This window comes from Streptomyces sp. NPDC111744 (assembly GCF_055634995.1).
Genome location: NZ_JBVKCG010000013.1, coordinates 155,744 through 174,932 on the forward strand (window position 1 = coordinate 155,744; position 19,189 = coordinate 174,932).

The following is a 19,189-nucleotide window of genomic DNA, read 5'->3' on the forward strand; positions in this document are numbered from 1 at the left end:
GACAGACAGTCAGATTTCTTCGCGCGAACCCTTCACACTTGCCGCGCCCTTTGCTCTGATGACCGGCGAACCGACAAGTGCGCCTTTCTTCGCCATGGTTGCCGGGGTCAGGAGGAGCGGTGGAGTACAACCTTGCCGATCTGTTCGAGTCGGTCGTCGACGTGGCCGCGGACCGCGAGGCGCTCGTGTACCTCGACCACCCCGGCACGGGCGCGGAGCGGCGGCTGACCTACGCGGAGCTTGACGCGGCCGCCAACCGCATCGGCCACCACCTGGTGGACAGTGGGATCCGCCCGGGCGAGCATCTCGGGCTTCACCTCTACAACGGGGTCGAGTACCTCCAGACGGTGCTCGGCTGCCTGAAGGCGCGGGTCGTACCGGTCAACGTCAACTACCGCTATGTAGAAGAGGAGTTGGTGTACCTCTACCAGGATGCCGACCTGGTCGCGCTGGTCTTCGACGCGGAGTTCGGCGACCGCGTGGCGGCGGCGCTGCCGCGGGCGGCGAAGCTGCGGCACCTGGTGCGGGTGGGCGAGCCGGACTCGGGCCCGAAGGCCGTGTCCTTCGCGGAGGCCGAGGCGGCGGGCTCGCCCGGGCGGGGCTTCGCGGCGCGCTCGGCGGACGACCAGTTCATCATCTACACCGGCGGCACCACCGGGATGCCCAAGGGTGTGATGTGGCGTCAGGAGGATCTGTTCTTCGCCGGGTTGGGCGGTGGTGCGCCGACCGGTGAGCCGGTGAAGCGGCCGCAGGAGCTGGCCGAGCGGGTCGCGGCGGGCGGCACCGGCATCACCTTCTTCCCCACTCCCCCGCTGATGCACGGCACGTCGACCCTCACGACGTTCATCGGCTTCAACTTCGGGCAACGGGTGGTGATCCACCGCAAGTTCGTGCCCGAGGAAGTGCTCCGGACCGTCGAGAAGGAGAAGGTCACCAGCATGTCCCTGGTCGGCGACGCGATGCTGCGCCCGCTGATCGACGCTCTGAGGGGGCCGCTGAAGGGCACCGACTGCTCCTCCATGTTCAGTGTCTCCTCCTCCGGTGCGATCCTCTCCGAGACGGTGCGCCGGCAGTTCAGCGAACTCGTCCCGAACTGCATGCTGCTCAACAACTTCGGATCCTCCGAGTCCGGCTTCAACGGCACCGCGACGAACGGCTCCGGGGCCGGCAGCCGGTTCCGCGTCCGCGTCAACTCCCGTACGCAGGTGGTCGACCCGGCCACCCACGAGCCGGTCGCGCCGGGCGAGATCGGCCGGGTCGCGCAGTGCGGCCATGTGCCGCTCGGCTACTACAACGACCCGCGGAAAACGGCCGAGACCTTCTTCGAGAAGGACGGCCGGCGCTGGGTGCTCCTCGGCGACATGGGAACAGTCGACGAGGACGGTGTCGTCACGGTGCTCGGCCGGGGCTCGCAGTGCATCAACACCGGGGGCGAGAAAGTCTACCCGGAGGAGGTCGAGCAGGCCCTGAAGTCCCATCCGGACGTGTACGACGCGTTGGTGGCCGGGGTGCCGGACGCCAAGTGGGGCAACCATGTGGCGGCCGTGGTGCAGCTGCGCGAGGGCGCCGTGCGGCCCTCTCTCACGGACATCCAGACCCACTGCCGTACCCAGCTGGCCGGATACAAGATCCCCCGTCAGCTGGTGATCACCGAGTCCATCCAGAGGTCGCCGAGCGGCAAGGCGGACTACCGGTGGGCGCGGGAGGTGGCGGTCGCCGCCGACCGGTAGGACGCACGGGTGTACCACCGCGGCGCGGCGGTCCGGGGGGCCGCACTCTGTGCGCACGATTCGACATGGATCACGCACACGGTGTCACGACGGCATCTGGGCGACGGCTCGGTCTCCGGGCCGATCCGGAAGGCGGGCAGGACCCGGCGGAGGTCTGGAAGGACACGGAGCGCGTGCGCACCGAGTACCGGGACTCCGTCGAGTACTCGCTGCGCAGCCTGTTCGGGTTCATACGGGGCTACGCCGACCAGGACACGGTCCTGGTGTTCCTCGGCGACCACCAGCCCCGCCCGGAGGTCGTCGCGGGCAGCCCGCGCAGGGACGTCCCGATCACGATCGTCGCCCATGACCGGAAGGTCCTGGCCCGGGTCGCCGGCGTTGGCTGGACGCCGGGTCTGAAGCCGGCCGGGGACGCCCCGATCTGGGCGATGAACCAGTTCCGCACGCGCTCCCTGAAGGCGTTCGGGCCGCGGGACTGAGCGCGGCTCAGGCGTCCAGGAAGCCGAGGGTACGGCGGACGAACCCTTCGGGGTCGTCGAGCCAGGGGTAGTGACCGGCGCCGGGGTGGACGGTGACCTCGGCGTTCGGGAAGGCCTCGGCGGCCCGCCGGGCCAGCGCCGGGCTGGGTCCGCCGTCGAGTTCGCCCGCGTACAGCAGGACGGGGGCGGTGAGGGCGCGCAGGGCGGTCCGGGTGGCGCCGGGTGTGAAGGCGCCTTCGGCGAAGTAGCGCTCGCCTGCCTCGTCGTTGGTCTGTTCCTCGGCGGCCGCGTCATGGGCCCGGGCGGTGTCGTCCCAACGGCCGTAGAAGAAGGGCATGAACGCCTCGTCGAAGTCCCCGGTGCCGGTGAGCCATGCCTCCAGCGCGGGGAACGCCTTGTCGAACCAGGGCTCCCCGGACCGCTGCCGGGCCGCCGTCAGCCGCTCCTCGGGCGTGGTCCTCAGGCCGAGCGCCGAGGGATTGCCGGTGATCAGCGCGAGCCGCCGCACCCGGTGCGGATGGGCCGCCGCGTACAGGATCGCCAGGCTCGCGCCCGCCGAGTGCGACAGTACGTCCATGTGGTCGAGCCCTATGTGGGCCCGCAACATCTCCACGTCGTCGACCTGCCGGTCACAGCGGTACGACGCGGGGTCGGCGGGCACCGCGGAGTCGCCGGTCCCCCGCAGATCGAGCAGGATCAGCCGGCGGTGGGCGGCCAGGCCGCCCAGGTCCCCGAGGTAGTCGGAGGCACGCATGGGGCCGCCCGGCACCACGACGAGCGGTTCGCCCTCCCCTCTGACCTGGTAGGCGAGGCGGGTCCCGTCCGCCGCGGTGAAGGTGGGCATGCCACTGATCATGGGGGACGGCGGCGCCGTATCGCAACGGAGTTCAAGGGGCCCCACCCGTGCGGGCGGCGGTGTCAGGCGTTCGGTCCCGGCTTGCTCACCCGGAACGCGAACTGTCCGCAGAAGGTGAGCTTGCGCGGGTTCACCAGGGCCCCGGAAGAACCCGGCCGTACCGCGCCCGCACCCGAGGTCGACCACCCGGTCCGGTGCCCGCGACGAGCTCATGGCCTCGTCGAGGTAGTAGCGGGAGGTGACCTGGCGGGCGTGGTCGTCAGGGATGCAGTCGTGCATGAGTTCACGGAGGGCCGACATGCACCCACGCTACGGAGGCGCCGTTCGCTGGGCCACGTCCAGGCGGGGGTTCGGGACGGCCGTCATCCCTTGGGACGAACGGGGCGGCGCGGACAGCTGTGCCGGGCGGCTGATGCCGGACAGGTCGCGGACGGCCACGCTGTTGCGGTCGGCGACCGTGCGGCCGAGCGCGTGGTACGGCCACAGTCCCCCGGCCTGGCGCCGGCTGCGCTCGTTCCACTCCATGGCCTCGGCGGCGCGGGCCCGGAAGAAGTTGAGCGCGTAGCCGCCGGAGTGGATCCGCAGCAGGAAGAACCCGCCGGGGTACTCCTTGGCGGCGCCGACCTCCTGGAGCGTCACCTGGGGGGCGAGAGGCACATGGGTGCGCTTGTTGCGGTGGGTGTGGCCGACATGGTGGAGGAACACACCGGGGGCGGCGGCATAGGCCCGGAGGATCGCGCGGGCCTGGCGGCGGCCGAGGCGCTGTGCGGGGCTCACCGGGAAGAGGGCGTCCCGGACGGTGAGCGGATGGTGTCCGAAGACCACGGTGGGCTGTTCCCGGTGGGCGCGCAACCGGCGCCGGAACCAGGACAGTTGCTCGGCGCCGAGGCCGCCCGCGTCGCCGCCGTTCCCGCGTTTGTCGTAGGTGTCGAGCCCGATGATCCGCAGTCCGCCCACGTCGTGCTCGAAGTAGCCGGGACCGTCCGGTGTACCGAAGGCGCGGCGGAAGGTGTCGCCCTCCTTCGCGTTGCGGTCGTGGTTGCCGCGGACGACGAAGTAGTCCCGCCGGTGGGTGCCGAAGCCGTCCAGGATCCGTCTGGCCTCCGCCAGGTCGCGCGGTCCGCCGCCGGCGGAGATGTCACCGGCCGCCAGCAGCAGGTCGGCCCCGCGGCTGCGGGCCTCGTCCACCACGGCGCGGCTCATCAGCTCCGGATAGGCGGTGAGTCCGGCCCCCTGTGCCACTCCGCGCAGGAAGGGCACACCGGCCACCAGACCGGCGACGGTCTCGCCGATGTGCAGGTCGTTGCAGAGGGCGAGGGAGAGCAGATGGCGGCCGGGCGGGGGCTGCGGGGTGGTGAAGGAGTAGGGGCCGCCGGGCGAGCCGAGGCCGTGCCGGGAGGTGCCGGCCGCGTTGCCGCGCACCAGGTGCAGCGCGGTGGGTGCGGCGGGCACGCCCCGGGAGCGGGCCTGGTAGTAGTAGGTCTGGTCCGGCTCCAGGCCGGTGAGCTCGACATGGTGGTGGGCGGTGGGCCGGTCCTCGCCCACGGTGCGGTTGAGGCGGGCGGGATGGGTGCCGTAGACGACCTCGCCCTCCGTGACGGCGGGCAGCATACGGCCGGTGCCGTCGTCGGTGCCGGGCAGGGCGGTGTGCCAGGTGATGACGGCGCGGTCCTCGGTGAGGGTGACCAGTTCCAGGTGGACGGCGGCGAGGAGGTGGGGGTGACGGGGCGCGGGGGCGGTGGCGGACCGGAGCAGAGCGGGTGCGAGCAGGAAACCGGAGCGCAGCATCTCGCAGGGGCCGGGTATGCCCGCGAGTGCGCCAAGGGGGACGGGGAGGCAGCAGCGCATGTCTGCTATGTGCACTCCCCCAGTGAACGGCGGACGTGGTACCGGAAGCCGCGCAAGGTATGGAACCAGACTTCTTGGATCCTCATGAGGCGTCACCGAACCGTTGCCGAAGCTCCCGCTTCAGGATCTTGCCGCTGGCGTTGCGGGGCAGCGAGTCCACGAACAGCACCCGCTTGGGTGCCTTGAAGGCGGGGATCTTCTCCTTCACATGGGCGATCAGCTCGGCCTCACCGACCTCGCCGTGCGCCACGACGACCGCCGTGACCGCCTCGATCCACCGCTCGTCGGGCAGGCCGATCACGGCGGCCTCCGCGACGGCCTCGTGGGTGTAGAGGGCGTCCTCGACCTGTCGTGAAGCGACCAGTACGCCACCGGAGTTGATGACGTCCTTCACCCGGTCGACGATGGTGAAGTAGCCGTGGGCGTCGCGCACCGCGAGGTCACCGGAGTGGAACCAGCCGTCCCGGAAGGCCTCCTGGGTCTCCTCGGGCTTCTCCCAGTACCCCTCGCACAACTGCGGTGACCGGTAGACGATTTCGCCGGGCGAGCCGTCGGGCACGTCCTCGCCGTCCTCGTCGACCACCCGCGCCTCCACGAACAGCACGGTACGGCCGCAGGAGTCCAGCCGCCCCTTGTGCTCCTCGGGCGCCAGCACGGTGGCCAGGGGCCCGATCTCGCTCTGCCCGAAGCAGTTGAACAGGGCCAGTTTCGGCAGCCGTTCACGGAGCCGCTCAAGGACGGGCACCGGCATGATCGACGCACCGTAGTAGGCCTTGCGCAGTCCGCCCAGGTCGCGGGAGGCGAAGTCGGGCCGGTTGGACAGCCCGATCCACACGGTGGGCGGCGCGAAGAGGCTGTCCACGCGTCCGGCCTCGATCAGGTCGAAGAGAGTGTCGCCGTCGGGGCCGTCCAGGACGATGTTGGTCGCGCCGACCGCCAGGTAGGGCAGCAGGAACACATGCATCTGGGCGGAGTGGTAGAGCGGCAGCGCGTGCGCGGGCCGGTCCCCGGCGCTCAAGTCGAGGGCGGCGATCGCGCTCAGGTACTCGTGCACCAGCGCCCGGTGGGTCATCATCGCGCCCTTGGGCAGCGCCGTCGTCCCCGAGGTGTACAGCAACTGCACCAGGTCCTCGGTACGCGGTTCGGGACCGTCGTACGGCGGCGCGGCCGCGAGCCGGGCGAGGAGCGAGCCGTCGGCGTCCCGCAGCGGCAGCACCCTCACCCCGTCCGGGAGATGACCGGCCAGACGTGGGTCGGCCAGCACCAGCGAGCTGCCCGACTGGCCGACGATGTAGGCGAGGTCGTCGCCGGTCAGGTTCTGGTTGACCGGCACATGCACCAGGCCGGCCCGGGCGCAGGCCAGGAAGGCGATCAGGTACGCGTCCGAGTTGTGCCCGTAGGTACCGACCCGGTCGCCGCGGGCGAGGCCCTGGTCGAGCAGTACGCTCGCCGCCCGGGAGACGGCGTCGTCGAGTTCCGCGTACGTCCACCGGCGCTCGCCGTACTCCAGCGCCACCCGCGCGGGGGTGCGCCGGGCGCTGCGCCGCAGTACCCCGTCAACCGTGCTGCCCTGTCCCTGCGTCATGACTCATGATCCTCGGCCCGTCGCCCAGGCAGGTCAAGCACCACGGAACCGCGCCCGCACACACCCGCGCTCAACCACATCTTCCTGCAACGACGTCGGGAGGCACAGACGTTTGCGTCCCCCGCGTTGAATTCCGCCCGCGCGCACGAAAGCTGAGCGCGTGCGGTCCCGTTCCCCATGGGGCGGGACCACACGTGAGTGACGCAGGGAAATCCCGGTTGATGCACAATGCATCAACAGTCGTTCAGAACATGGGGACTCTGCTTCAGCGTGCTTCCGTGCGCCCCTTTGGAGAAGGGTTTCGGGAAACCGAGAAACGTGAAACCTGGGCAGGACTCGTCTCGGACACCAAGTCCGGAGCACGTTCACTCATTTCACGTGTAGCACCGGGCAGGAGGTTTTCATGAACCGTGTCGTGCCTGAACAAAAACGAACATGGACGACAGGTACTGCTCCCGGCATATTCCCTCTCCTCGGTCACGGTATCGCCTTATACCGTCGGCCGCTTGCGTTTCTCAATTCTTTGCCCGCACACGGGGACCTGGTCGAGATACGGCTGGGCCCCCAGCGTGCCTGGATGGTGTGCCACCCGGAGCTGACCCACGAGGTGCTCATGGATCCGCACACCTTCGACAAGGGGGGCCCGCTCTACGACAGGCTCGGGAACCTGATGGGCGACGGTCTCGTCACCTGCCGCCAGCCGGCCCACCGGGACAAGCGCAGGCTGCTGCAACCGGCCTTCCGCCCCTCCCACGTCGCCGCCTACACGGACCTCGTCACCGAGGAGGCCGAGTCGGTGTGCGAGGCGTGGCAGGCGGGCGGGACCGTTCCCGTCACCGAGGCGATGATGACCCTCACGACCCGGGTGATCAGCCGGGTCCTGCTCTCCGACTCACTGGACGACACGACGACCGCCGAGGTGCGGGACTGTCTCGCGGACGTCGTCCGTGGCCTGTTCCTGCGCACGGTCGTCCCGGTCGACGCCCTCTTCCGCCTTCCGACCCCCGCCAACCGTCGTTATCGGCGCGCCCTCTCCCGTCTGCACGCGATCATCGACACGGCGATCGCGAAGCGCCGGCTCGGTACCGACCGTGACGACGTGCTCGGAACGCTGCTGGCGGCCGCGCGTGACGACGGCGGCGCAGCGGCGATAACCGACCAGGAGATCCACGATCACCTGATCACGCTCCTGCTCACCGGCGCCGAGACATCGGCACTGGCTCTGGCCGCGGTCTTCAACCTGCTGGCCCGCCATCCGGAGGCGGAGCGCCGCCTGCACGCCGAACTCGACGCCGTCCTCCCCGACGGCCGCCGGCCCGGCCCCGACGATCTGCCGCACCTCGTCCACACCCGGTGCGTCGTCTCCGAGACGCTGCGCCACTCCTCGCCCGGCTGGCTCTTCACCCGCGTCACCACCCGGGAGACGGAACTCGCCGGGTGCCGACTGCCCAAGGGAGCCACCGTGCTCTACAGCCCCTACCTCCTGCACCACGATCCGTCGTGGTTCCCCGACCCCGAGCGCTTCGACCCCGACCGCTGGCTGCCGGGGCGGCCCACCGCCGCACAGCGCCGCGCGACGATGCCGTTCTCCGCGGGCAACCGCAAATGCCTCGGCGACGAGTTCGCCATGGTGGAGGTCACCCTGGCGCTCGCGACCATCGCCGGCCGCCTGCGCCTGCGCCACCTGCCCGGCTCCGCCGAACAGCCACCGCGCCCCGCGATCACGCTGGGCCCGCGTTCCCTGGTCATGGCCTGCGAAGCCCGTTCCAGCATGCCTTCAGGCGCGGCGCCGCGAGCCGCAGCCGCCCCTCGCGTATCGGACTCCCGAACGGCAGGTGATCACGTTGTCGGCAACACATGAGGACATCACGGTCGGTGTACTGGACGAAACCCCGGCCGCCAACCTCCGGGACCTGATCGACGCCCACCTCCACATGCCCTTCCCCTTCCAGCGCAACCCCCATGAAGCCGAGGCCGCGGCCGGCGTCGACGCATGGCTGAGCAGGTGGGGCCTGACCGGCGAACCGGGTGTGGCGGAGATGATCGCTTATACTCGGCCGGCCGAACTCGCGTCCTACACCAGCCCGGCTGTGGACTGTGATCTCCTCCAGATCGTGGCCGCCCAGATCGCCTATCAGTTCGTTTTCGACGACCTTGCGGAGGACGTCGGGCGGTGTTCTCCGGGCAGGCTGCTGCCCATGCTGTGCGAGAGCGTTGCGATCTTGCGGGACGGCCAGCCTCCCAGCACTCCCCTCGGAGCGGCTCTGGCCGATCTCCACCGACAGGTCCGGGAACGGTGCACACCGGCACAGGCCGCGCGGTGGGCCTGGAAGAGCCGCGAGTACGTGCACGGGCTGCTGTACGAAGCGGTGGCCCAGGACGACCCCTTCCTCGTGCGCTCCGCGGACTGCACCTCCATACGGTCACTGACCGCGGGAGTCGAGCCGTTCTACCCGCTGTACGAGGCGGCCCAGCCCCTCGAAGTGCCGCTTGCCGAACTCCACCACCCCGATGTAGCACGACTCAGTCGGCTGTCGGCCGACGCGGCCGTGTGGACGGCCGACCTGTTCTCCGCTGTGAAGGAGCAGCGTGCGGGCGAAATGATCAACTTGGCCCTGGCGTGCCAGCGCGAACACCGATGCTCTCTGCAGACCGCCGTCCTCCGGGCCGTTCAGCAGATCAACGGCACGATCGAAGAGTTCCAGGAGCTCCGTCAAGCCATCGAACCGGAGTTGAGCGCCGCCGGTGTGGGTTACCTGGAGGGCATGATCGGCTGGATCCCCGGGTGTTACCACTGGTCCCGCACCGTGCCGCGCTACGCCGACGTGGTGTCGGTGCCCGCCGTCTCGTAGGGCACCTGAAGCGCCCGGCGACAGGGTCACCGGGACCCTATACCCGGAGATCGGACATTGTCCCTCCCGCAGTTCATGATTCACCCTATGGTGCCCAATCCGACCTGCCGTACCTGGTCTGGGCGTACGCTCGGCTCTCCTGGGCCGAACTACAGAAAGCGGTACGGCACATGGCAACGGAGCCGCGGCAACCGATCACTGACCAACCGACATTGATCGAGCGCCGACGGGAACTTCAAGCCCTCGATGCCGCGTTCCAGGAGCTGCGCCGCGCCACCGACGGCATGCCACGAGCGCGGCGCAAGGGACGGCTCGCCTTCACCGGGTCGGCCGGATTGGGCAAAACCGCACTCATCACCGAAGCTCGCGCCCGGGCCGCGGCACACGGGTTCACCGTACTGTCGGGCCGGGGCGGCGAGACGGAACAGGGTTCGGCGTTCCGCGTGGTACGCCAGTTGATGCAGCCCTCACTGGCGAGGATGAACGAGACCGAACTCCACGGCTTCCTGGGAAGTTGGTACGACACCGTCGCCGCCGTCCTCGGTCTCGAAGCGAAGGGGCCCGCCCCCGCGCCGGACCCGACAGGAGTCCGTGAAGGTCTCGACTGGGTCATGACGCGCCTGGCGGTGAGGAAGGCTCCGATCGTCCTGCTCCTGGACGACCTGCACTGGACGGACCTGGAGTCACTGAGCTGGCTCGCCTCCTTCGCGCCACGGGTCGACGACCTCCCCCTGCTGATCGTGGTCGCCTACCGGCCCGACGAGCTGCCGTCCGAGCCGACCGAACTGCGGACGCTCGTGGGAGATCACGGGGATCGCCCCCACAACCTTGCGCTGCTCACCCCCGATGGCGTGGCGAAGATCGTCAGGAACGAGATCGGAGAGGCAGCCGAGGACCAGTTCTGCAAGGAATGCTGGTCAGCCACCGGCGGGAGCCCCTTCGAGGCGGTGGAGCTCGCCATCGGACTCGCCGAACGGAAACTGAGCGGCACCGACGGCGACCTGCCCGCCATGCGTGAGCTGGCCGCGACGATCAAGGGCCCGGGACTGATCGAGCGTCTCGAACGACTCGGCACAACGACCGTCCGCTTCGCGCACACCGCGGCCGTACTGGGTTCGCCCTTCTCACCACAGGTCGCCGCGACCATCGCGGTGCTCGGCGAAGAAGCCGTCGCCGAGGCGACCGAGAAGTTGCGAACGGCCCGGATCCTGGCCGACGGCCACGGCCCCGAGGGTGAGCTCGAGTTCGTTCACCCTCTGATCGCCACGACCATCTACCGGTCCATCCGCACGGGATTCCGGACCGGTCTGCACAACGCCGCCGCGCAGGCCGTCCTGGCCGCGGGATACGGCCCCACCAAAGCCGCCCGGCACCTCCTGGAAGTCCCCTGCGACGACCGTCCCGAGACCGTCGCCTGTCTGCGCGAGGCCGCGCGCGAATACCTTCGCTCCGGGGCCACCGAGGCAGCCCGGCGTCTGCTGACCCGCGCGCTGCAAGAGCCACCCCTGCCCGAGGACCGTGCCGCGGTACTTCACGAACTCGCCTGCGCCACGTTCCTGATCGAACCCACTGCCACGGTGAGGCACCTGCGCCAAGCGCTGGCGCAGCCCCATGTCGACCCCGATCTGCGCGCCTCCATCGTCTATCGGCTGACGACGGCCATGGCCCACACCGATCAGCTGGCCGATGCCGTGACCGTGGCCGCCGAAGAGGCACGGCAGGCCACGAATCCGCGCGTCAAACTGCGGATGCAGGCCGATCAGTTCGTCTGGAGCATGGTCCGCCCCGACGACGGCGACTCGCCTGCCCGCTCCCGAACACTGGCCCGTCTGGCCGAGCAGTTGCCCGGTCGCAGCTTGGAGGAACGCTACATCCTGGGACTGCGGTCCTGGGATGCCGCCATGCGCGGCGAACCGAGGCAGACATCCCTCGCGTATGCCGGGAAGGCCCTGTGCGGCGGTATGAGCTGGACCGACGAGAACCGGGGGTTCGAGGTACCCGTCTCCGTCGCCCTGGTGTTCGTGTACGGGGACCAGCCGCAACGGGCCGAGGAGTTGTTCAGCAAAGGGATCGCCGAATGCGTGGCCAAGGGCTGGCACGGTTCCCACCTGGCCTTCGGCCAGACGATCGCCGGATACATCCGCTACCGCCGTGGCAGCCTGGCCGAAGCCGAGGACCTGGTGCGGGAGGGTCTGCGTATCGCCGACAAGGTGGACGGGGTGGTGGCCGCCCAGTGGTTCGGCGTGAGCATTCTCATCAAGACCCTGCTGGCCCGCGGGCGCATCGCCGAAGCACGTGCATTCGCCGACGAACACCACTTCGGTGAGGCACCCGTCAACGCCGTCATCTACCCAGACCCCCGCACCGTCTACGCGGAACTGCTCCTGGCGGAAGGACGGCATGCCGAGGCGGTGCTGCTGCTGTCCTCGGTCGGGGACTGGCTGGACGCTCGGGGCTGGCGCAACCCGGCCTGGTGCCCGTGGCAGCTGCGGCTCGCCTCCGCGCTCGCCCCAACCGCCCCCCAGGAGGCGGTCCATCACGCCCAGGAAGCCGTACGGCGCGCCCGGGAGTTCGGGGCCGCCTCCACCGTCGGTCAGGCCCTGCACACCCTCGCGGAGGTGACCGGTGGGCCCGCGGCCGTCGATCTGTACGCGGAGGCCGTCGACCACCTGGAGCAGTCGCCCGCCGCCTACGAACTCGCCCGCGCCCAGGTCGGCCACGGTGCCGCGCTGTCCCGCAACGGGCGGCTGCAGGAGGCCGCCGAACGGCTCTACCAGGGGCTGGAAGGTGCCGTCCACTGCGGGGCCGAGGCGCTCGCCGCCCGGGCCCGGGGGGAGCTCTCGACGGCCGGGCTGCGCCCGCTGCCGTTGCGCTATGTGCAGGCGGACACGCTGACCGCCAAGGAACTCCGTACCGCCGAACTGACCGTCCAGGGCCACCCGGTGGCCGTGGTCGCCAAGGAGCTGCGCCTCACCGAGCAGGGCGTTCGGCAGTTGCTGTCCCGCGTCTACCGCAAGATCGGCACCGACGCCGCCGGCCTCGCCGGGTTCCTGGAGGACCACCCTCACCGGCACCTCTGAGGCCGCCGGGGCTCACACCGGGCGGGTGCGGCCCTCCCAGTACGGGTCGCGCAGTCGCCGCTTGTACAGCTTGCCGTTGGGGTCGCGGGGCATCTCGGTGATGAAGTCGACGGTCTTGGGCCGTTTGTAGCCGGCGAGCTGTTCCGCGCAGTGGGCGAGGAGGGCCGCGGCGAGGTCGGGTCCCGGTTCGTGTCCCGGAGCGGGTTCGACGACGGCCTTGACCTCCTCGCCCCAGTCGTCGTGCGGGATGCCGAAGGCGGCGGCGTCGGCGACGGCGGGGTGGGAGAGGAGCGCGGACTCGATCTCGGCGGGGTAGATGTTGACCCCACCGGAGATGATCATGTCGATCTTGCGGTCGCGGAGGAAGAGGTAGCCGTCCTCGTCGAGGTAGCCGAGGTCGCCGACGGTGAAGAAGTCGCCGATGCGGTTCTTCCTCGTCTTGGCCTCGTCCTTGTGGTAGGAGAAGCCGCCGGTGTTCATCTTCATGTAGACGGTGCCGAGTTCACCGGGCGGCAGCCGGTTGCCGTCGTCGTCGAAGACCGCGAGTTCGCTGATGGGCCAGGCCTTGCCGACCGTACCGGGCTTCTTGAGCCAGTCCTCCGCGGTCGCGAAGGCGCCGCCGCCCTCGCTGGCCGCGTAGTACTCCTCCACGCTGGGGCCCCACCAGTCGAGCATCGCCCGTTTGACGTGGTCCGGGCAGGGGGCGGCGCCGTGGATGGCGTGCCGCATGGAGGAGACGTCATAGCGGGCGCGCACCTCCTCGGGGAGGGCGAGCAGGCGGTGGAACTGGGTGGGGACCATATGGGTGTGGGTGCAGTCGTGTGTGTCGATCAGGCGGAGCATCTCCTCGGGGGCCCACTTGTCCATGAGGACCAGGCGGTGGCCTATGTGGAGTGACGCGCCCGCGAACTGCAGTACGGCCGTGTGGTAGAGCGGCGAGCAGACCAGGTGGACGTTGTCGCCGAAGGGCCGGATGCCGAAGATACCGAGAAAGCCGCCGAGGTAGGCCTCCTCGGGGAGCCGGCCGGGCAGGGGGCGGCGGATGCCACGGGGGCGGCCGGTCGTACCCGAGGTGTAGTTCATGACCCAGCCGAGCTCGCGGTCCGCGGGCGCCGACTCGGGCTGTCCGTCGAGGAGTTCGGCATACGGCCTGAAGTCCTCGACCTCGCCGACGGCGTACCGGTGGGTGGCCGGGAGACCGGCCTCGTCGGCGGCGTGGCGGGCGGGACCGGCGAAGCGTTCGTGGGCGAGGAGCACCTTGGCACCGGAGTCGGAGACGATCCAGGCGATCTCAGGGCCGACGAAGTGGTGGTTGACGGGGACGAGGTAGAGGCCGGCCTGGGTGGCGGCCAGGTAGGCGGTGAAGAACTCGGGCCCGTTGGGCAGCACGGCCGCGAAGGCGTCGCCGCGCTCCAGGCCCGCGGCGCGCAGTCCGTGGACGAGCCGGTTGGCGGCGGCGTGCAGGCGGCCTGCGGTCCATTCCTCGCCGTCGGGTGCGACGAGCACCGTGCGGTCGGGTTCGCGGGCGGCCTGGGCCCAGAATCCGGCGGGGGGCGTGCTGGTCACTTGGCGCTCCTTCCGGCGATGCGGTTGATGCGGTCGACGGCCTGCTCGAAACCGCGGGTGAGGTCGTCGAAGACGGCCTGGACGCTGCGTTCACTGGTCATGCGGCCGACGATCTGACCGACGGGGGTGCCGAGCAGGGGCTCGACCTCGTACTTCTGGATACGGGTGACGGCCTCCGCGACGAGCAGGCCCTGCAGTGGCATGGGGAGAGCACCCGGGCCGTTCGGGTCGTCCCAGGCGTCGGTCCACTCGGTGCGCAGCTGACGTGCCGGTTTCCCGGTCAGGGCGCGGGAGCGGACCGTGTCGCCGGAGCCGGCGGCGAGCAGCTTGCGCGTCACCGCGGGCGAGGAGAGATCGGCTTCTGTGGTGGTCAGCCACATGGAGCCGAGCCACACACCCTGGGCGCCGAGACTGAGTGCGGCCGCCACCTGCCGTCCGCTGCCGATGCCGCCCGCCGCCAGCACGGGCAGCGGGGCGACGGCGTCGACGACCTCCGGGGTGAGCACCATGGTGGCGATCTCGCCGGTGTGACCGCCGGCCTCGTAGCCCTGCGCCACGACGACGTCGATGCCCGCGTCCCGATGCTTCACGGCGTGCCGGGCGCTGCCCGCGAGCGCGGCGACCAGGATGTCCTGGTCGTGGGCGCGGTCGATGACGTCGGCGGGCGGGGAGCCGAGGGCGTTGGCGAGCAGCCGGATGGGGTAGTCGAAGGCGACGTCGAGCTGGGTGCGGGCGACCTGCTCCATCCAGCCGGTGATCCGCCACCCCGACGCCTCGCCCTCGGCCAGCTCGGGCACCCCGTACTTGGCGAGGGTCTCCCGCACGAACTGCCGGTGTCCGTCCGGGATCATCGCCTCGACGTCGGCCTCGCTGACGCCTTCCACCTTCTTGGCGGGCATCACTACGTCGAGGCCGTACGGCTTCCCCTCCACATGCGCCTCGATCCAGTCGAGGTCGCGTTTGAGGTCGTCGGGGGCGGTGTAGCGGACCGCGCCGAGCACTCCGAGACCTCCGGCCCGGCTGATGGCCGCGGCGACGGCGGGGAACGGCGTGAAGCCGAAGACGGCGTGCTCGACTCCCAGGGTCTTGCTCAGCTCCGTCTGCATGGGCGCAGGATGCCGCAGTCGACCGACCGACGGAAGAGCTTTTCTGATGCGCCGTCAGATTTCTGCTTCGGCAGGTTTTCGCTCCGGCAGGAGTTTGCTTGGTCGGATTCTGTGGCGGACAACCGGGCCGGGCGAGCCGCCCGTCACTCCCCCTCCAGCACCGCCATCGCCGCGTTGTGCCCCGGTACCCCGCTCACCCCTCCCCCGCGCACCGCGCCCGCCCCGCACAGCAGGACGTTGGCGTGCCGGGTCTCGACGCCCCAGCGGCCGGTGCCGTCCTGGGCGTAGGGCCAGGAGAGGTCACGGTGGAAGATGTTGCCGCCGGGGAGTCGGAGGTCGCGTTCGAGGTCCAGGGGGGTCTTCGCCTCGATGCAGGGGCGGCCGTCCGCGTCGAGGGCGAGGCAGTCGACGAGGGGCTCGGCGAGATGGGCGTCGAGCTGGGCGACGGTGGACCTGAGGAGTTCGCCGCGTACGGCGTCGTTGTCGGCGGTGAAGAGCCGGGCTGGGGTGTGCAGGCCGAAGAGGGTGAGCGTCTGGTAGCCGCGTTCGACCAGGTCACGGCTGAGGATCGTGGGGTCGGTCAGGGAGTGGCAGTAGATCTCCGAGGGCGGGGCGGCGGGGAGCCGGCCGGCCGCCGCCTGGGCGTGGGCGGTGGCCAGCTGCTCGTAGCCCTCGGCGATGTGGAAGGTGCCGGAGAACGCCTCACGCGGGTCGACGGCGGTGTCCCGCAGCCGGGGCAGCCGCTTCAGCAGCATGTTCACCTTGAGCTGGGCGCCCTCGGCGGGCTCCGGTGCCGGGTCGCCGGTGAGGGCGGCGAGTTCCTGCGGGGCTGCGTTGACCAGGACGTGCCGGGCGGCGACGACCCCCTCGCCGTCGGCGGTGCGGTAGGCGACCTCGGCGGCCCGGCCGTCCGTCTCGATCCGTACCGCCTCGTGCCCGGTGGCGAGCACCGCGCCCGCCGAGCGCGCGGCCGCGGCCAGGGCGTCGGTGAGGGCGCCCATGCCGCCGACCGGCACGTCCCAGGCGCCCGTGCCGCCGCCGATGACGTGGTAGAGGAAGCAGCGGTTCTGCCGCAGCGAGGCGTCATGGGCGTCGGCGAACGTGCCGATCAGCGCGTCCGTGAGGACGATCCCGCGGACCAGGTCGTCCGTGAAGTTCTCCTCGATGGCGACCCCGATGGGCTCCTCGAACAGGGCCCGCCAGGCCTCCTTGTCGTCGATCCGGTGGCGCAGTTCCTCGCGCGAGGGCAGCGGCCCGGTGAGCGTGGGGAAGACGCGCTCGGCGACCCGGCCGGTCATGCCGTAGAACCGCTGCCAGGCCTGGTACTCCTTCTTGCCCCCGGTCAGCCTTTCGAACGCCTCGCGGATGCGCCGCTCGCCGCCGCCGACCAGCAGTCCGGTCGGCCGGCCGGCGCGCTCCACGGGGGTGTACGACGAGATGGTGCGGCCGCGGACACGGAAGTTCAGGCCCAGGTCGCGGACGATCTTCCTGGGCAGCAGGCTGACCAGGTAGGAGTAGCGTGACAGCCGCGCGTCCACACCGGTGAACGGGCGGGTCGAGACGGCGGCGCCACCGGTGCGGCCCAGCCGCTCCAGCACCAGCACGGTGCGGCCGGCCCTGGCCAGATAGGCCGCCGCGACCAGGCCGTTGTGGCCGCCGCCGACGATGATGGCGTCGTAGGTCCTGGATGCTTCGGTGGCAGGGGGCATGGTTCTTCGTAACACATGATGATCTGGCCAAGTAAGAGGCTTGCCGCAGGGCGGCCGTTCGGACAGCGCGGGTTGTGTGTGGCCGGTCGCACCCACGCGGCGGAGCCGCATTGTCACAGCCCCGCGCTCCTGATGTGGCGCGTTTCACAGGCGTCCGCCAGATGCTCGCTGTTGGCGTAGTACCGCCACACGGCGGTACAGCTGCACCGCCTCGACCCCTCGCCCCAGCTGCTCCAGGCAGTGCGCCTCGTCGTTCCGGCTGGCCAGCGTGTCCGGATGGTCCGGGCCGAGGACGCGCTCGCGCGCACTGGCAACGCGCCGATACTCGGTCAGTGCAGCCGCCCACCGTCCCAGCCACCCCAGGCTCACCGCGACCTCCCGGCGGCTGACCAGGGTGTCGGGGTGGTCGAGGCCGAGGACCCGCTCGCGGATGGCGCATACGTCGCGTGACTCGGCGAGGGCCTCCTCCCAGCGGGCGAGGCGGCCCAGGTTGACGCCGAGGCCGTGGCGGGCGCGCAGGGTCTCCGGGTGGGCGGGGCCCTGGACTCGGGTGCGGTCGTCGATCAGGGCGCGGTAGAGGGTGAGCGCGTCGGCGCTGCGGCCGAGGCGGCCGAGGCTGATGCCGACCTCGTAGCGGGCGGCGAGGGTGTCGGGATGGTCGGGTCCGAGGGTTCGGGAGCGTGCCTCGGCGACCTCGCGGTAGGTCCCCAGGGCCTCCTCCCAGCGTCCCAACTGACCCAGGGCGTAGGCGACCTCGTAGCGGGTGACCAGGGTGTCGGGGTGCTGCGGGCCGAGGACGCGAGTGCGGGCGTCGGCCACGTCGTGGGCCATGCGGTACGAGTCCTCCAGCCGGCCCAGCCTGCTGAGGTTGAAGGCGAGGTTGTGGCGGCAGCGCAGGGTGTCGGGATGGTCCGGGCCCATCAGCCGTCGCCGGGCGGCGAGTACGGCCGTGTACACCTGGTGGGCTTCGAAGTGACGGCCCAACTGGCCCAGGACGTAGGCCATTTCCTGGCGGGCGGCGAGGGTGTCGGGGTGGTCGGCGCCGAGCACGTGCTCTCGGGCGCGGGCGACCTCGGTGTACTCGCGCAGGGCGTCGGTGGTGCGCCCGGTGCGGCTCAGGGTGAAGGCGATCTCGTAGCGGCTGGCGAGGGTGTCCGGGTGGTCGGGGCCGAGGAGGTGGACGCGCTCGGCGGCGACCGCGCGGTGGACCTCGCCGGCCTCGGTCCAGCGCCCGAGCCGCCCGAGACCGAGACCGGCGTTGTGCCGGCCGGCGAGGGCGGTGACGGTCTCCGGGTCGGGGGCGGGGACGGGCTGGGCGGCGCCGGTGGCCGGGCGGGCGATCCACTCCCCGGTCAGCCCGGCTCCGGGGTCGGGCGGGGTGCTGCGCAGGCCGGCGCCGGTCGCCTTGTGGCCGGTGGTCATGCCACGGGTCCAGGACGGCAGCCGGTGCTCACGGAACGCCGGTTCTGAGGGTTGGAGTTGGGGCTGCGCGGTGACGACGGTGGGGACGTACGTGGGTGTCGTACGCCCGGAGGCGATCCGGCGGACCAACTCCTCGGCGTCGTAGGGACGTTGCCCGGGCCGTTTGGCCAGCAGGTCCAGGATGACCTTCTCGAGCCAGCCCGGCAGTTCGGCGCGCCGGCCGCGGGGCGGCGCGGGTGGGGTGTCGCGGTGGCCGACGAGGACCGCCCAGGCGTCGTCCAGGTCGAAGGGCGGTGCCCCGGTGGCGATCTCGTACAGCACGCAGCCCAGGGAGTACAGGTCGCTGCGCTGGTCGACCTCGGCGCCGCCGATCTGTTCCGGTGACATGTAGTGCGGGGTGCCCATGGCGATGCCGGTGCCGGTCAGCCGGGAGGTGAAGCCGATGTCGTGGCCGAGGCGGGCGATGCCGAAGTCGCAGAGCTTCACCGTGCCGTCGGTGAGCCGCATGATGTTGGCGGGTTTCAGGTCCCGGTGCACGATGCCCTGCTGATGGGTGTAGGCGAGGGCGGCGGCGACCTGCTCGGCGATGTCGACGACGTCGCCGACGGGCAGCGGATGGTGCTTGTTCTCCTCCATGAGCTGGCTGAGGTCGCGGCCGTCCAGCAGTTCCATCACGAGGTAGAGGATGCCTTCGTGCTCGCCGAAGTCGTGGACGACGGTCACCCCGCGGTGCGAGAGGGCGGCGGCCACTCTCGCCTCACGGCGGAACCGTTCACGCAGGACGCGGGTGAACGCCTGGTCGTGGTGCGGGCCCAGCGGTTTGAGGCACTTCACGGCGACCTGCCGGCCGAGGGACTCGTCGCGGGCCCGCCAGACCTCGCCCATCCCGCCCCGTCCGATCAGGTCGAGCAGCCGGTACCGCCCCTGGACCAGCCTGGTGTCAGCCATCGCGCGCC

12 protein-coding genes are annotated in these 19,189 nt (G+C 70.9%); 5 read left to right on the plus strand and 7 right to left on the minus strand.

The annotated features are described in order from the left end of the window. Nucleotides 1-119: 119 nt before the first annotated feature. Nucleotides 120-1,730 (plus strand): acyl-CoA synthetase, encoded by a 1,611-nt coding sequence (locus tag ACZ7OO_RS27115; RefSeq protein ID WP_471508518.1) that lies wholly within the window; start codon nt 120-122, stop codon nt 1,728-1,730. 173 nt (nt 1,731-1,903) lie between these two features. Then, on the plus strand, nt 1,904-2,209 hold the full coding sequence (locus ACZ7OO_RS27120; protein WP_471508520.1) for a hypothetical protein: 306 nt from the start codon (nt 1,904-1,906) through the stop codon (nt 2,207-2,209). A 7-nt stretch (nt 2,210-2,216) separates the two neighbouring features. Here ACZ7OO_RS27120 and ACZ7OO_RS27125 read toward each other — a convergent pair whose 3' ends face one another. From ACZ7OO_RS27125 to ACZ7OO_RS27135, 3 genes are all read right to left on the minus strand, one after another. Next, on the minus strand, nt 2,217-3,053 hold the full coding sequence (locus tag ACZ7OO_RS27125) for an alpha/beta fold hydrolase (RefSeq protein WP_471508522.1): 837 nt from the start codon (nt 3,051-3,053) through the stop codon (nt 2,217-2,219). A 321-nt stretch (nt 3,054-3,374) separates the two neighbouring features. Further along, nucleotides 3,375-4,928 (minus strand): purple acid phosphatase family protein, encoded by a 1,554-nt coding sequence (locus tag ACZ7OO_RS27130; RefSeq protein WP_471508524.1) that lies wholly within the window; start codon nt 4,926-4,928, stop codon nt 3,375-3,377. A gap of 67 nt (nt 4,929-4,995) precedes the next feature. Next, nucleotides 4,996-6,498, minus strand: coding sequence for an acyl-CoA synthetase (locus ACZ7OO_RS27135; protein WP_471508526.1), 1,503 nt, complete (start codon nt 6,496-6,498; stop codon nt 4,996-4,998). Nucleotides 6,499-6,901: 403 nt separating this feature from the next. Between ACZ7OO_RS27135 and ACZ7OO_RS27140 the strand changes: the two genes are divergently transcribed. The 3 genes from ACZ7OO_RS27140 (at nt 6,902) to ACZ7OO_RS27150 (ending at nt 12,430) form a co-directional block, all read left to right on the plus strand. Next, nucleotides 6,902-8,359 carry a cytochrome P450 gene (locus ACZ7OO_RS27140; protein ID WP_471508528.1) on the plus strand — a complete coding sequence of 486 codons (1,458 nt, stop codon included), beginning with the start codon at nt 6,902-6,904 and terminating at the stop codon, nt 8,357-8,359. Continuing rightward, the gene (locus tag ACZ7OO_RS27145; RefSeq protein WP_471508530.1) at nt 8,343-9,350 is read left to right on the plus strand and encodes a (-)-alpha-amorphene synthase; all 1,008 of its coding nucleotides are present in this window, start codon (nt 8,343-8,345) and stop codon (nt 9,348-9,350) included. The genes ACZ7OO_RS27140 and ACZ7OO_RS27145 overlap by 17 nt, the downstream gene beginning before the upstream one ends. A gap of 170 nt (nt 9,351-9,520) precedes the next feature. Continuing rightward, a complete protein-coding gene (locus ACZ7OO_RS27150; protein WP_471508532.1) occupies nt 9,521-12,430 on the plus strand; it encodes an ATP-binding protein in 2,910 nt (969 codons plus the stop codon). A 12-nt stretch (nt 12,431-12,442) separates the two neighbouring features. Here the strand turns inward: ACZ7OO_RS27150 and ACZ7OO_RS27155 are convergent, their stop codons facing one another. The 4 genes from ACZ7OO_RS27155 to ACZ7OO_RS27170 all read right to left on the minus strand — a co-directional run bounded on the left by ACZ7OO_RS27155 (nt 12,443) and on the right by ACZ7OO_RS27170 (nt 19,181). Further along, complete coding sequence (locus ACZ7OO_RS27155) at nt 12,443-13,996, minus strand: acyl-CoA synthetase (protein WP_471508534.1); 1,554 nt, start codon at nt 13,994-13,996, stop codon at nt 12,443-12,445. After that, nucleotides 13,993-15,102 carry an NAD(P)H-dependent flavin oxidoreductase gene (locus ACZ7OO_RS27160; protein ID WP_471508536.1) on the minus strand — a complete coding sequence of 370 codons (1,110 nt, stop codon included), beginning with the start codon at nt 15,100-15,102 and terminating at the stop codon, nt 13,993-13,995. The genes ACZ7OO_RS27155 and ACZ7OO_RS27160 overlap by 4 nt, the downstream gene beginning before the upstream one ends. Before the next feature lie 143 nt (nt 15,103-15,245). Then, on the minus strand, nt 15,246-16,811 hold the full coding sequence (locus ACZ7OO_RS27165; protein ID WP_471508538.1) for a phytoene desaturase family protein: 1,566 nt from the start codon (nt 16,809-16,811) through the stop codon (nt 15,246-15,248). A 144-nt stretch (nt 16,812-16,955) separates the two neighbouring features. Further along, the gene (locus ACZ7OO_RS27170) at nt 16,956-19,181 is read right to left on the minus strand and encodes a serine/threonine-protein kinase (RefSeq protein ID WP_471508540.1); all 2,226 of its coding nucleotides are present in this window, start codon (nt 19,179-19,181) and stop codon (nt 16,956-16,958) included. Between the last annotated feature and the right edge of the window lie 8 nt (nt 19,182-19,189).